Raw genomic sequence first — 15,374 nt, forward strand, 5'->3', positions numbered from 1 at the left:
GGAGCGCCGACCCGGTCGAAGAACCAGTCCGCTCGCGGGTCGGCCCGGCGGGCGGCGGCGACCAGTTCGGCGACCACCGTCCCGAGCAGCTCGGACATCCGCGCGTCCGGGCACCCGCCGGCCGGCACGGCCAGGTGGGTGAACAACCACGAGCGTTCCAACGACGGCACCTCGACTGACGGAGCACGGGCACGACGGTCCGCGGGGGTCGCCCCATCATCGGCCCGCGGCGCGTCCCGCCAGCTGATCGGCCCTGGAACTGGGGACGACTTAGGGGGCGACAGGGGTAGGTCGTCGGCAGGGCGCTCGGAAGACTTGGGCCGTTACGGCGAGCGAGGTCTACGCCGCGGACGAGGAGTCTCGCCGACGGACGGAATGTGGTGACATGCTTCGGAGCGACCTGGTCCAGCCGTTGCCCGATCTGCTGAGGGCCCACGCCGACAGGTTCGGGGACAAGGCCGCTTTCCGCGACGACCGCCGCGCGGTCGGGTACGCCGACCTGGAGGCGCGGACCCGTCGGCTCGCCGGGCACCTGGCGGCGGCCGGGGTCGGGCGCGGCGCGCGGGTGGCCTTCTGCCTCGGCAACCGGGTGGAGACGGTGGAGACCTGGCTCGCCGTCACCCGGGCCGCCGCGGTGGGCGTACCGCTGAACCCGCGCAGCACCGACGCGGAGCTGGCCCACCTGCTCGACGACTCCGGCGCGGTGCTGGTGGTCGTCGGCCCGGAACACCTCGACCAGCTCGTACGGCTGCGCGCGGACCGCCCCGACCTGCGGGTCTGGGTCATCGGGGACGACCCGGCGCCCGACGGCGTCGCCGCCTGGCGGGACCTGGCCGACGCCGAGCCCGCCGTCGACGCCCGGGACGACCTGGGCCTCGACGAGGTCGCCTGGATGCTCTACACCTCCGGCACCACCGGCCGGCCCAAGGGCGTGCTGTCCACCCAGCGCACCTGCCTGTGGTCGGTCGCCTCCTGCTACGTGCCGATCCCCGGCCTGACCCCCGACGACCGGGTAGTGTGGCCGCTGCCGCTGTTCCACAGCCTCTCCCACATCGGCTGCGTGCTGAGCGTGACCGCCGTGGGCGCCACCGCCCGGCTCATCGACGGGTTCTCCGCCGAGGACGTGCTGCGCGCCGTCGACTCCGACGCGGCGACCGTGCTGGCCGGGGTGCCGGCCATGTACCACCACCTGGTCGCCGCCGCCCGGGACACCGGTTTCCGGGCCCCGGCCCTGCGGATGTGCCTGGTGGGCGGGGCGATCACCACGGGCGCACTGCGCCGGGCGTTCGACGAGGTGTTCGACGCGCCGCTGCTCGACGCGTACGGCAGCACCGAGACCTGCGGTTCGATCGCCATCACCCGGCCGGACTCGCCCCGGGTCGAGGGCTCCTGCGGAAAGCCCGTGCCCGGCGTCGAGGTGCGCCTGGTCAGCCCGCAGACCGGAGTGGACGTCCCGGTCGACGCCGAGGGCGAGGTGTGGGTACGCGGGCCGAGCGTGATGCTCGGGTACCACGGCCTGCCCGACGTCACCGCCGCCGCGCTGCGCGACGGCTGGTACCGCACCGGTGACCTGGCCCGCCGGGACGTCGACGGCAACCTGTTCGTCACCGGCCGGCACCAGGAGCTGATCATCCGGGGCGGGGAGAAGATCCACCCGTCGGAGGTGGAGGAGGCGCTGCGCTCGGTGCCCGGCGTCGCCGACGTGGCCGTCACCGGCCGGCCGCACGAGGTGCTCGGCGAGGTGCCGGTGGCGTTCGTCGTCCCCGGGCCGGAGGGCTTCGACCCCGCCGCCGGGTACGCGGCCTGCCGGGAGCGGCTCTCCTACTACAAGGTGCCCGACGAGCTGTACGAGATCGGCCAGGTGCCGCGCACCGCCTCCGGGAAGGTCACCCGGCGGCGGCTGCTGGACCGGCCGGCCCGGCTGCGCGCCGTCAACGGCAGCCACCACGACCCGCTGAGCACCGTGACCTGGCGACCGCTGGACCTGACCGCCGTGCCGCCGGCCGCTCCCGCCGAGACGGTGGACCCGGCTGCGGACCCGGCCGGCCCCGCGCCGGCACGCCGCTGGGCGGTCGTCGGCCCGGGCGGCGAGGCGCTGGTCGAGCCGCTGCGTGCGGCGTCGGCGGGGGACCGGTTCGACGCGTACCCCGACCTCGCCGCCCTGCGCCGGGACCCGGACGTGCCGGACGTGACGCTGCTGCTCGCCGACGCCGCCCCGGTGGACCTCGCCGACCCCGGTGCCGTGGTGGGCCTCGCCGACCGGCTGCGCGACCGGCTCGACGACGACCGGTCCGCCGCCGCCCGGCTGGTGCTGCTGACCACCGGAGCAGTGGACGCGTCCACCCCGGAGCTGGCCGACGACCCGGACCTCGTCCCGGCCGCCGCCGTCGCCTGGGCGGTGGGCCGCTGCCTCCAGGCCGCGTACCCGGGCCGGGTCGTGCTGGTCGACGCCGACGCCCACTCGCTGGCCCTGCTGCCCGCCGCCGTGGATGCCGGCGCCGCGCAGGTGGCGCTGCGCGCCGGCGCGGCCCGGCACCCGGTCCTCGGGCCGGCCCCCGCGCGGACCCCCGCGCGGCCGGCGCGGGTCGTCGACCCGGCAGCCCCGGCCCTGGTCGCCGGGGCCGACACCCCGACCGGCGCGGCGCTGGCCCGGCACCTGGTCGGCGCGCACGGCGCCGGCCGGCTGGTGCTGCTGCCCGCCGGCTCCCCGGACGACGCCGCCCTGGTCGAGCTGGTCGCGGAGCTGACCGCGGCCGGCGCGACGGTCACCGTGCAGCGCCGCTCCGGCGCCGGCCGGCACCGGGCCGACGCCGCCGCGCCCCCCGCCGGCGACGAGCCGGTCGGCGCGGTCTTCCTCTGCCCGTCCGACGCCGACCTCGCCGACCCCGCCGGGGCCGCGCGGCTGGTCGCCCTCGCCGAGGCGCTGGACGCCCACGCCCGGCACGCCGCCGTCACCGCGTTCACCGTTCTCGTCCCGGCGGCCCCGCTGCTCGGCGGAGCCGACCGGGAGCGGGCGGCGGCTGCCGTCGGCGCCCTGCACACCCTGGTCGCCCGCCGCCGCGCGGCCGGCCTGCCCGCCCGGATGGTCGGCACGGCGGCCGGCCCGGACCGCGCGGCGAGCGACACCGCCCGGATCGACCTCGCCGCGTTCGACGTCGCGCACGACGGCGACGACCTCGTCCTGCTCGCCCACCCGGCCGCCGCCGCGCACCCCGCCTGGCGGGGCCCCGCCGGGACCGACCCGGCCGACGAGCGGGACGCCGCCGAGCTGCGCCGCCGGGTAACCGCGCTGACCACCGTGGAGGGCAACCGGCTCCTGCTCGACCTGGTGCGCGCCGCCACCGCCGAGGTCGCCGGCCTGCCCGGTCCGGGCGCGGTCCGCCCGGGTCGGGCCTTCAAGGAACTCGGCTTCACCTCCGTCGGCGCGGTCGCGCTGCGCGACCGGCTGGCCCGCGCCACCGGGGTACGGCTCTCCGCCACCGCTGCCTTCGACCACCCGAGCCCGGACGCCCTCGCCCGGCACCTCGCCGCCCGGCTGCGGGGTGCCACCCCGGCCGCCGCCGCCCCGGGCGGACCGGCCGGCGGGGCCCCGTCGGACGACCCGGTGGTCGTCGTCGCCATGGCCTGCCGGCTGCCCGGCGGGGTCGCCTCCCCCGAGGAGCTGTGGGACCTCGTCGCCCAGGGCCGGGAAGGGCTTACCGGGTTCCCAGCCGAGCGGGGCTGGGACCTCGCCCACCTGTTCTCCGACGACCCCGACCAGCCCGGCACCTCGTACGTGCGGGTCGGCGGGTTCCTGCCCGACGCGGCGGACTTCGACGCCGCCCTGTTCGCGATCAGCCCCCGCGAGGCGCTGGCGATGGACCCGCAGCAGCGGCTGCTGCTGGAGACCTCCTGGGAGCTGTTCGAGCGGGCCGGTATCGACCCGACCTCGCTGCGCGGCAGCGCCACCGGCGTCTTCGCCGGCGTCATGCACCACGACTACGCCGCCAACCTGCGCCAGGCCCCACCCGGCACCGAGGGGTACCTCGGCGTCGGCACCGCCGGCAGCGTGGTCACCGGCCGGGTCGCGTACGCGCTCGGGCTGGAGGGCCCCGCCGTCACCGTCGACACCGCCTGCTCGTCGTCGCTGGTGTCGTTGCACCTGGCCGCTCAGGCGCTGCGCGCCGGGGACTGCACCCTCGCGGTGGCCGGCGGCGTGGCGGTGATGGGCACTCCGCAGGCGTTCGTCGAGTTCAGCCGGCAGCGCGGGCTCGCCCCCGACGGCCGGTGCAAGGCGTTCGCCGAGGGCGCCGACGGCACCGGCTGGTCCGAGGGCGTCGCCGTGCTGCTGCTGGAACGCCTCTCCGACGCCCGCCGCAACGGGCACCCCGTCCTCGCCGTGCTGCGCGGCAGCGCGATCAACTCCGACGGCGCGTCCAACGGGCTCACCGCCCCCAACGGGCCCGCCCAGGAGCGGGTGATCCGCCGGGCGCTGGCCGCCGCCGGGCTCACCGCCGCCGACGTGGACGCCGTCGAGGCGCACGGCACCGGCACCCGGCTCGGCGACCCGATCGAGGCGCAGGCGCTGCTCGCCACGTACGGTGCGGGCCGGGGCGACGCCGCCCCGCTGCGGCTGGGCTCGCTGAAGTCCAACCTCGGCCACACCCAGGCCGCCGCCGGCGCAGCCGGGGTGATCAAGATGGTGCTGGCCATGCGGCACGGGACACTGCCGGCCACCCTGCACGTGGACGCCCCGACGTCCGAGGTGGACTGGTCCGCCGGCGCGGTCGAGCTGCTCACCGAGGCCTGCCCCTGGCCGGCGGTGGACCGGCCCCGGCGGGCCGGCATCTCGTCGTTCGGCATCAGCGGCACCAACGCCCACGTCATCGTCGAGGCACCCCCCGCCGACCCGGAGCCCGCGTCCGTCGCCCGCTCGACCGGGGAGCCCGTGTCCGTCGCGTACCCGGCCGGGGAGCTTGCGTCGAGCGCCGCCGGAGACCGCTGCGGCCCGGTGCCGTGGCTGCTCTCCGGTGCCACCGGCGAGGCCCTGCGCGACCAGGCGGCCCGCCTGCTGGGCTGGCTCGACGGCCCCGGCGCGGACGCCGACCCGGCCGACGTCGGGCACGCCCTGGCCACCACCCGCGCCGCCCTGGAACACCGGGCCGTGGTGCTGGCCGGCGACCCGGCCGCCACCCGGTCCGGGCTGACCGCGCTGACCCGGGGCGACGCGGACCCCGACACCGTCGGCGTGCTGACCGGCCGGGTCGTCGACGGCCAGCTCGGCCTGCTCTTCGGCGGGCAGGGCGGCCAGCGCCCCGGCATGGGCCGGGGACTGCGCGCGGCGTACCCGGTCTTCGCCGACGCGTTCGACGCGGCCTGCGCCGAACTCGACCGCGCCCTCGCCGGCCACGCCCCGCACCCCGTCGCGGACGTCACCCTCGCCGAGGCCGGCGGGGAACTGGCCGGCCTGCTCGACCAGACCCTGTACACCCAGCCGGCCCTGTTCGCGTTCGAAGTGGCGCTGTACCGGCTGCTGGAGTCCTGGGGCGTGCGCCCCGACGCGGTGCTCGGCCACTCCGTCGGCGAGCTGACCGCCGCGCACGTCGCCGGGGTGTTCTCCCTCGCCGACGCGGCGGCACTGGTCGCCGCCCGGGCCCGGCTGATGCAGCAGCTCCCCGACGGGGGCGCGATGGTCGCCGTCGAGGCCGGCGAGGCCGAGGTGGCCCCCCACCTCACCGACCGGGTCGGGCTGGCCGCCGTCAACGGGCCGACCAGCGTGGTCCTCTCCGGTGACGCCGACGCCGTGCTGGCCGTCGCGGCCACCCTGCGCGCCGCCGGCCGGCGGACCAGCCGGCTTCGGGTGTCGCACGCGTTCCACTCGCCGCGTATGGAGCCGATGCTCGACGCGTTCCGCGCGGTGGCCGCCGGCCTCACCTACCGCACCCCGCACCTGCCGGTGGTGTCCAACCTGACCGGCGGGCCGGTCGACCCGGCCCGGCTCTGCTCGCCCGACTACTGGGTGGCGCACGTGCGCGGCACCGTCCGCTTCCTCGACGGGATGCGCGCCCTGCACCGGCAGGGGATCAGCACGTTCCTGGAGGTCGGGCCCGGCGGCGTGCTCACCGCCATGGCCCAGGACTGCCTCGCCGCCGACGCCGACGAGCTGGCCTTCGTCCCCGCCGTGCGGACCGTCGACGACGAGCCGGACGCGCTGCTGGCCGCCGTGGCGCGGCTGCACGTGCGCGGCGCCGCCGTGGACCCGGCCGCGCTCGCCGGCCCCGGCCCGCACCGCCGGGTCGAGCTGCCCACGTACGCCTTCCAGCGCCGGCACTACTGGCTGCCCTACTCGGCGGTGGCCGGCGGCCCGGCAGACGTCGGGCTGACCGACGCGGGGCATCCGCTGCTCGGCACGGTGCTGCCGGTCGCCGGCACCGGGCAGGTCGTCTGCACCGGCCGGATCGCCGCGGCCACCCACCCGTGGCTGGCCGCGCCCGCCGACGGCGTACCACTGCTGCCCGCCACCGCCCTGCTGGACCTGCTCACCCACCTCGGCGAACTCCTCGACCTGCCCACCGTGGCGCGGCTGCGGGTCCCCGAGCCGGTGCCGCTGCCCGCCGAACTGACCATCGACGTGCAGGTCATCGTCGCCGGGCCGGACGAGCACCTGCGTCGGGTGGCACGCTGCCACGTACGGGCCGCCGACGGCCAGCCGTGGCGGGAGGTCGCCGAGGCGGTGCTCGCCCCGGCAGACCCCGCCGCCGGCCCGGTCACCGCCGTACCGGCGTGGCCCCCCACCGGCGCCCGCCCCGTGGACCTGGAAGCCCCGGAGCACCGGGCACTCGCCGGCGAGCTGGCCCGGGGCGCGTGGGTCGCCGCCGACCGGCTCTTCGTCGACGTACGCCTGCCCGAGGACGCCCGGGACTCCGACGCCGACCGGTACGGCGTGCACCCGCTGGTGCTGGACGCGGCCCTGCGGCTGCTCCCGCTCGCCGACTTCGCCACCGCCGGAGCGGACGCCGGAGTCGGAGCCGACGGGGCCGCCGGTCCCGCCGCGCGGCCGATGGCCGTCGACTGGGCCGGGGTGCGCCTGCGCGCCACCGGAGCCCACGCGCTGCGGGTCTGCCTCGCCCCCGCCGGGGCCGACGCGGTCACCCTCAGCGCCGTCGACGACTCCGGGGCGTCGGTGCTCGACGTCGACCGGGTGGTGCTGCGCGTCGTGACGCCGCAGCCCGCCGACGGCCCGCCCCCGCCGGCCGCCCCCGCCGGCCTGTACGCCGTCGACCGGTTGCCCGCCGCCGCCCCGGCCACGCCGGTGCCCACCTGGACCCTCGCCGACGGCAGCCCCCCGGACGGGCCGCTGCCGCCGGTGCTGGTGCTGCGGGTCGGCGACGGCGACCCGGGACGGCCGGTGCCCGACCGGGCGCACGCCGTCGGCCTCGACACCCTCGCCGTGCTGCGGCGCTGGCTGGACGACCCGCGCGCCGAGACCACCCGGCTCGCCCTCGCCGTGCGCGACGGCGACCCGGTGCACGCCCCGGTCGCCGGGCTGGTCCGGGTCGCCCAGGCCGAGCATCCCGACCGGTTCCTGCTGCTCAGCCTCGACGCGGGCGACGACGCGGCCGTCCGGGTGGCCCTGTCCGCCGGCCCCGACGAGCCCGAGGTGGCCGTCCGCGACGGCCGGGCCCTGCTGCCCCGGCTCCGCCCCGTCGAGCACCCCGCCGCCGGGCCCCTGCCGGCGCTGGCCGGCGGCACCGTGCTCGTCACCGGCGGCACCGGCGGCGTCGGCCGGCACGTCGCCACCCACCTCGCCACCGCGCACGGCGTCACCGAACTGGTGCTGCTCAGCCGCGCCGGCCGGTACGCCGGCTGGATGACCGCGCTCACCGACGCCGGGGTGACCGTCCGGGTGGTCGCCGCCGACGTCGCCGACCGGGCCGCGCTCGCCGAGGTGGTCGCCCCGCTCGCCGACCGCCTCGTGGCCGTCGTGCACGCCGCCGGGGTCACCGACGACGCCCTGCTCACCGGCCTCGACGCGGCCCGCTGGGAGCGGGCCCTGCGGTCCAAGGTGCACGGCGCGTGGCACCTGCACGAGCTGACCGCCGGCCTCGACCTGGCCGCGTTCGTGCTGTTCTCCTCGGCGTCGGCCACCTTCGGCAGCCCCGGCCAGGGCAACTACGCCGCCGGCAACGCGTTCCTCGACGCGCTCGCCGGGCACCGCCGCGCCCACGGACTGCCCGCCACCGCCCTGGCCTGGGGCCTGTGGGCCGAGGAGGCCGGGATGGCCGGCCGGCTCACCCCCGCCGACCGGGCCCGCCTCGCCCGGGGCGGCACCCGCCCCCTGGACACCGCCGCCGGACTGGCCCTGTTCGACGCCGCCCTGCACTCCGACCGGCCCGCGCTGGTGCCGATCGGGCTGGACCTGGCCGCCGTCCGGGCCTCCGGGGAGGTGCCCGCCCTGCTTCGGGCGCTGCTGCCCCCGCCGCTGCGCCGCCGGGCCGTCAACGCCGACCCCGCCCCCGCGTCCGCCGCCGGGTTCGCCGACCGGCTGGCCGGGCTCGGCGAGCCGGAGCGGGCCGCCCTGCTGCTGAATCTGGTCCGCGCCCGCAGCGCCACGGTCGTCGGGCACGCCGGCCCGGAGCAGGTCGAGCCGCGCCGCCCGTTCAAGGAACTCGGCTTCGACTCGCTGATGGCCGTGGAGCTGAGCAACCGGCTTTCCGCCGTCACCGGCGTCCGGCTCGCCCCGCACGCCGTGTTCAACCACCCCACCCCGGAGCTGCTCGCCGCGCACCTGCACGCCCGGCTGCTCGGCACCGCCGCCACCGAGGTCGCCGACGCGAGCACCGTCGCCCTCGACGAACCCGTCGCGATCGTCGCCATGGCCTGCCGGTTCCCCGGCGGCATCGGCTCACCGGACGAGCTGTGGCGGCTGCTCGACGGCGGCGGCGACGTCATCGGCGACCTGCCCACCGACCGGGGCTGGCCCGACCTGTACGACCCCGTCCACGGCACCCCCGGGCGGACGTACGTGCGCTCCGGCGGATTCCTCACCGGCATCGCCGACTTCGACGCCGCGTTCTTCGGCATCAGCCCCCGCGAGGCCCTGGCCATGGACCCGCAGCACCGACTGCTGCTGGAGACCTCCTGGGAGGCGCTGGAGGGCGCCGGCATCGACCCGGGGACGCTGCGCGGCAGCCGCACCGGCGTGTTCGCCGGCACCCACGGCCAGGACTACGCCGACCAGATCGCCCCGGGTGCCGTCGCCGACGACGGGGAGACCATCGCCGACGAGGGACACCTGCTCACCGGCACCGCCGGCAGCGTGCTGTCCGGCCGGATCGCGTACTCCCTCGGGCTGGAGGGGCCGGCGGTCACCGTCGACACGGCCTGCTCGGCGTCCCTGGTGGCGCTGCACCTGGCCGCCCAGGCACTGCGCCAGGGCGACTGCGACCTGGCCCTGGCCGGTGGCGTGTCGGTGCTGTCCAGCCCGGCCGGGCTGACCGGGTTCAGCCGCCAGCGCGGCCTCGCCGCCGACGGCCGGTGCAAGCCGTTCGCCGAGGACGCCGACGGGTTCGGCATGTCCGAGGGCGTCGGGATGCTGGTGGTGGAGCGCCTGTCCGACGCCCGCCGCCGGGGCCATCCCGTCCTCGCGCTGGTCCGCGGCACCGCCGTCAACCAGGACGGCGCGTCCAATGGGCTGACCGCCCCGAACGGGCCGTCCCAGGAGCGGGTGATCCGGGCCGCGCTGGGTGCCGCCGGGCTCACCCCCGCCGACGTGGACGCCGTCGAGGCGCACGGCACCGGCACCGCGCTCGGCGACCCGATCGAGGCCGAGGCGATCCTCGCCACGTACGGGCAGCGTCCCGCCGACGCCCCGCCGCTGCTGCTCGGCTCCGTCAAGTCCAACCTCGGCCACACCCAGGCCGCGGCCGGCGTTGCCGGGGTGCTCAAGATGGTCCTCGCCATGCGGCACGGGCGGCTGCCCCGCACCCTGCACGCCGAGCGGCGCACCTCCCGCGTCGACTGGGACTCCGGCTCGGTGGAGCTGCTCACCGAGGCCCGCCCGTGGCCCCGCGCCGACCGGCCCGCCCGGGCCGGGGTGTCCTCGTTCGGCATCAGCGGCACCAACGCCCACGTCGTCGTCGAGTCCGTGCCCGCGCCGGAGCCGATCGGGGCGTCGGAGTCCACCGCCGACCTGACCGGGGACCCCGGGGCGCTGCCGTGGCTGCTGTCCGCGCGTACCCCCGAGGCGCTGGCCGGGCAGGCCCGCCGGCTGCGGGACCACCTGGCCGGACGGCCCGACCAGCGCCCGCTCGACGTGGCCTGGTCGCTGGCCACCACCCGGGCCGCGTTCGACTCCCGGGCGGTGCTCGTCGGCGGAGACCCGGACCGGATCGCCGCCGCCCTCGACGCGCTCGCCGACGGCCGGCCCGCCCCCGAACTGGTCCGCGGCGAGGCCGGGACCACCGGCAGGGTCGTCTTCGTCTTCCCCGGCCAGGGCTCCCAGTGGCTCGGCATGGGACTGGAGCTGCTCGACCAGGCCCCCGTGTTCGCCGAGCGGATGGCCGCCTGCGACGCCGCGCTGCGGCCGTACCTGAACTGGTCGCTGCTGGACGTGCTGCGCCAGGCCCCCGACGCGCCGAGCCTCGACCAGGTCGACGTGGTGCAGCCGGCCCTGTTCGCGATGATGGTGTCGCTGGCCGAGCTGTGGCGCTCGTACGGCGTGCGACCCGACGCCGTGGTCGGCCACTCGCAGGGCGAGATCGCCGCCGCCTGCGTCGCCGGGGTGCTCTCGCTGCCCGACGCCGCCCGGGTGGTGGCGCTGCGCAGCCGCGCGATCCGGGCCCTGGCCGGGCACGGGACGATGGCCTCCGTGGCGCTGCCCGCCGACGTGGTCCGCGAGCGGGCTGCCCGGTACGGCGACCGGGTGGCGGTGGCCGCCGTCAACGGCCCGGCCGCCGTGGTGGTCTCCGGCGAGGAGGCCGCCGTGGAGGGGCTCCTCGCCGAGCTGGCCGCCGAGCAGGCCCGGGTCCGCCGGATCGCCGTGGACTACGCCTCCCACTCCGCCCAGGTGGAGCGGATCCGCGACGAGCTGGCCGAGCTGCTGGCCGGCATCGCCCCCGGCCCGGCCGCCGTGCCGCTGTTCTCCACCACCGACCTGCGCTGGCTCGACGGCGAGGAGATGGGCCCCGACTACTGGTACCGCAACCTGCGCCAGCCGGTCGAGCTGCACCGGGCGGTGCTGGAGCTGGCCGCCCAGGGCCACGACACGTACGTCGAGTGCAGCCCCCACCCGGTGCTCACCGTGGGCATCTCCGAGACCCTCGCCGACGGCGACGGCACCGCCGTGGTCGTCGGCTCGGTGCAGCGCGACCAGGGCGACCGGGGCAGGTTCCTGCTCTCGGTGGCCCAGCTCCACGTGCGCGGCGTCGGCGTGGACTGGCAGCCCGCCCTGGCCGGCGGCCGGCACGTCGACCTGCCCACGTACGCGTTCGCCCACCGCCGCTACTGGCCCCGGCCGAGCGCCGGCCCCGGCGACGTCGGCGCGGCCGGCCTGGACACCGCCGGGCACCCGCTGCTCGGCGCGTCCGTGGCGCTGGCCGAGGCGAAGGGGCACCTGTTCACCGGCCGGCTCTCGGCCGCCGCCCAGCCCTGGCTGGCCGACCACCGGGTGCTGGACGCGGTGCTGGTGCCCGGCACCGGCCTGGTGGAACTCTGCCTGCGGGCCGGCGACGAGGTCGGCTGTCCCGTCCTCGACGAGCTGGTCATCGAGGCCCCGCTGGCCCTGCCGGCCGACGGCGCCACCCAGGTCCAGGTGGCCCTCGGCCCGGCCGACGACGACGGCCGCCGCGCGGCCACCCTGCACTCCCGGCCCGCCGGCGGACCGGCCGACGCGCCGTGGACCCGGCACGCCAGCGCCACCCTGTCCGCCGACCGGTCCGCCGGGTCGGACGCGGCGGGGGAGCTGGTTGAGTGGCCGCCGCCGCACGCCCGGCCCGTCGACCTGTCCGGCTTCTACGCCGGGCTCGCCGCCGACGGGTACGCGTACGGGCCGGCGTTCCAGGGGCTGCGCGCCGTGTGGACCAGCGGCGACGAGGTGTACGCCGACGTGGAGCTGCCCGCCGCGCAGCGCGCCGACGCCGACCGGTACGGCCTGCACCCGGCCCTGTTCGACGCCGCCCTGCACGCCGCGCACTTCGGCGGGCTCGCCGAGGCCGGTGCGGGGCAGCTGCTGCTGCCGTTCGCCTGGAACGGCGTCACCCTGCACGCCTCCGGCGCCACCGCGCTGCGGGTCCGCCTCACCCAGGTCGCCCCGTACGCCGTCGCGTTGACCGTCGCCGACCCGACGGGCGCTCCGGTCGCCGACGTGGACGCCCTGACGATGCGGCCGATCGCCGCCGGCGAGCTGACCCGCACCGACGACCGGGCCACCCGGGACGCCCTGTTCCGCCTCGACTGGACCCCCCTGCCGCCCGCCGACGACGCCCCGCCGGTCACCGCCGTGGCGCTCACCCACGGCACCCCCGGCAGCGAGGGCCTCGCCGGGCCGGCCAGCCTCGACGGCTTCGCCGGACATCCCGGGCTGGACGCCCTCGCCGCCGCCGTCGACGCGGGCCTCGACCTGCCCTCGGCGGTCCTCGCGCCGCTGCACACCGCACCCGCCGCGCCCGCGCCCGAGGCGGCCCGACACGCCACCGTCCGGGCCCTCGAGCTGGTCCGGCGCTGGCTCACCGAGCCGCGCTGGGCGGCGGCCCGGCTGGTGCTGGTCACCCGCGGAGCGGTCGCCGTGCACAGCACCGCCGAACTGGTCGATCCGGCCGCCGCCGCGGCGTGGGGCCTGGTCCGCTCGGCCCAGTCGGAGCACCCCGACCGGCTGGTGATCGTCGACGTCGACCGGGACGGGATCGGGGCCGACCAGCTCGCCGCCGTGCTCGCGGCCGGCGAGCCGCAGGCGGCGCTGCGCGGCGGCGTCGGGTACGTCCCCCGGCTGGCGCGTGCCGGCTCGACGGGCGAACTCACCCCGCCCGCCGCGCCCGCCTGGCGGCTGGACGCGCCGGTGCGCGGCAGCCTGGAGAACCTCACCCTGGTCCCGACGGACGCCGCCGACGCCGTCCTCGGCCCTCTCGACGTGCGGGTCCGCGTCCGCGCCGCCGGCCTGAACTTCCGCGACGTGCTCAACGCGCTCGGGCTCTACCCGGGTGACGCCGGGCCGCTCGGCGGCGAGGGCGCGGGCGAGGTGGTCGAGGTGGGCGCCGAGGTCACCGACCTGCGCCCCGGCGACGCCGTGTTCGGGGTGTTCGTCGGCTGCTTCGGGCCGCTCGCCGTCACCGACCGCCGGCTGCTCGCCCCGATGCCGGCCGGCTGGTCGTACGTGCAGGCCGCCTCCGTGCCCGTGGTGTTCCTGACCGCGTACCACGGGCTGGTGAACCTGGCCGGGCTCCGCCGCGGCGAGTCCGTGCTGGTGCACGCCGCCGCCGGTGGGGTCGGCATGGCCGCCGTGCAGCTCGCCCGCCACCTCGGCGCCGAGGTGTACGCCACCGCCAGCCCCGCCAAGTGGGACGCGCTGCGCGCGCTCGGCCTCGACGACGACCACCTGGCGTCGTCGCGCACCCTCGACTTCGAGGCCCGGTTCCGCGCCGCCACCGGCGGCCGGGGCGTCGACGTGGTGCTGGACTCGCTGGCCCGCGAGTTCGTCGACGCGTCGCTGCGGCTGCTGCCGCGCGGCGGCCGGTTCGTCGAGATGGGCAAGACCGACATCCGCGACCCGCAGACGGTCGCGGCCGACCACCCGGGCGTCGACTACACGGCGTTCGACCTGACCCTGTCCGACCCCGACGAACTCCAGCGGATGCTCGTCGACCTGCTCGGGCTCTTCGAACAGGGCACGCTCGCCCCGCTGCCCACCCAGGTCTGGGACGTGCGCCAGGCGCCGGAGGCGTTCCGGTACGTCAGCCAGGCCCGGCACGTCGGCAAGGTGGTGCTCACCACGCCCCGCCCGTGGGACCTCGACGGCACCGTGCTGCTCACCGGCGGCACCGGCACCCTGGGCCGGCTCGTCGCCCGCCGGCTCGTCGAGACCCACGGCGCGCGGCGGCTGCTGCTGGTCAGCCGGCGCGGCGCAGCCGCGCCGGGTGCGGCCGACGCGGCCGACGAGCTGCGCGCGCTGGGCGTCGACGTCACCCTCGCCGCCGCCGACGTGGCCGACCGGGACAGCCTGGTCCGGGTGCTGGACGCGGTGCCGCCCCGGCACCCGCTGACCGCCGTCGTGCACCTCGCCGGGGTGCTCGACGACGGGGTGGTCACCGCCCTCACCCCGGAACGCGTCGACACCGTCTTCGCGCCCAAGCTCGACGCGGCCTGGCACCTGCACGAACTCACCCGCCACCTCGACCTGGCCGGGTTCGTGCTGTTCTCCTCCGGGGCCGGAGTGTTCGGCGTGCCCGGCCAGGGCAACTACGCCGCCGCCAACGCGTTCCTCGACGCCCTCGCGCAGGCCCGGCGCGCCGCCGGACTGCCCGGCCGGTCGCTGGCCTGGGGACTGTGGGAGGAGGCCAGCGAGATGACCGCGAAGCTGGACCGCGCCGACCCCCGGATCACCGCCCGCGACGGGCAGCTCGCCATCCCCTCGGCCCTGGGGATGGCCCTGTTCGACGCGGCGCTGCGGACGGCCGAGCCGGTGCTGGTGCCGACCCGCATCGACGTCGCCGCCCTCACCGAGCGGGTCGCCCGACCCCCGGCCCTGCTGCGCGGGCTGGTGCGGCGGGAGCGGCGCAGCGCCCGGTCGGCCACCCCGGCGACGGGCGGCCGGACCCTCGCCGACGAGCTGGCGGCGCTGCCCGTCGACGACCGCCCCGGCCTGCTCGTCGACCTGGTGCGCGAGCAGGCGGCGAGCGTGCTGGGGCACGGCAGCCGGGCGGCGGTCGCCCCCGACCGGGCGTTCAGCCAGATCGGCTTCGACTCGCTGACCGCCGTCGAGCTGCGCAACCGGCTCGGCGAGGCGACCGGCCTGCGGCTGCCCGCCACGCTGATCTTCGACTATCCCGACCCGACCGCGCTGGCCGGCTACCTGCTCGCCCAGCTCGTCCCGGACAGCGGCCCGGCGCTGCCGCCGGTCCTCACCGACCTGGAGAACCTGGAACGGTCGCTGGCCGAGGCGACCCTGGAGGCGGAGCTGCACGCCCAGATCGGCTCCCGGCTGGAGGTGCTGATGGCCAAGTGGCGGACCATGCGCACCGGGCCGGGGGGAGACCTCGGCCCCGACCTGGACATCGACGGCGCCAGCGACGACGAGATCTTCGACCTCATCGACTCCGAACTCGGCCTCTGACGACCGGCCGGCGGCCCGCCCGTTCCGCCGACCGGCCGGAGTCCCCGCCCCGACACCCGACCCCCACGCG

Annotated in this window: 1 protein-coding gene; it reads left to right on the forward strand. The window is 78.1% G+C overall.

Annotated features, from left to right (window positions below):
- Positions 1-385: 385 nt before the first annotated feature.
- Positions 386-15,304: an SDR family NAD(P)-dependent oxidoreductase gene (locus ACQPZO_RS09650; protein ID WP_433348933.1), complete on the forward strand. Its 14,919-nt coding sequence runs from the start codon at positions 386-388 to the stop codon at positions 15,302-15,304.
- Positions 15,305-15,374 lie beyond the last annotated feature (70 nt).

Origin of the sequence: Micromonospora sp. CA-111912 (genome assembly GCF_050948415.1) — a bacterium.
Lineage (GTDB): Bacteria > Actinomycetota > Actinomycetes > Mycobacteriales > Micromonosporaceae > Micromonospora.

Bases quoted from the DNA above. Each gene is read 5' to 3' on its own strand.
- ACQPZO_RS09650 (WP_433348933.1), top strand. From the start codon at position 386: ATGCTTCGGAGCGACCTGGTCCAGCCGTTGCCCGATCTGCTGAGGGCC.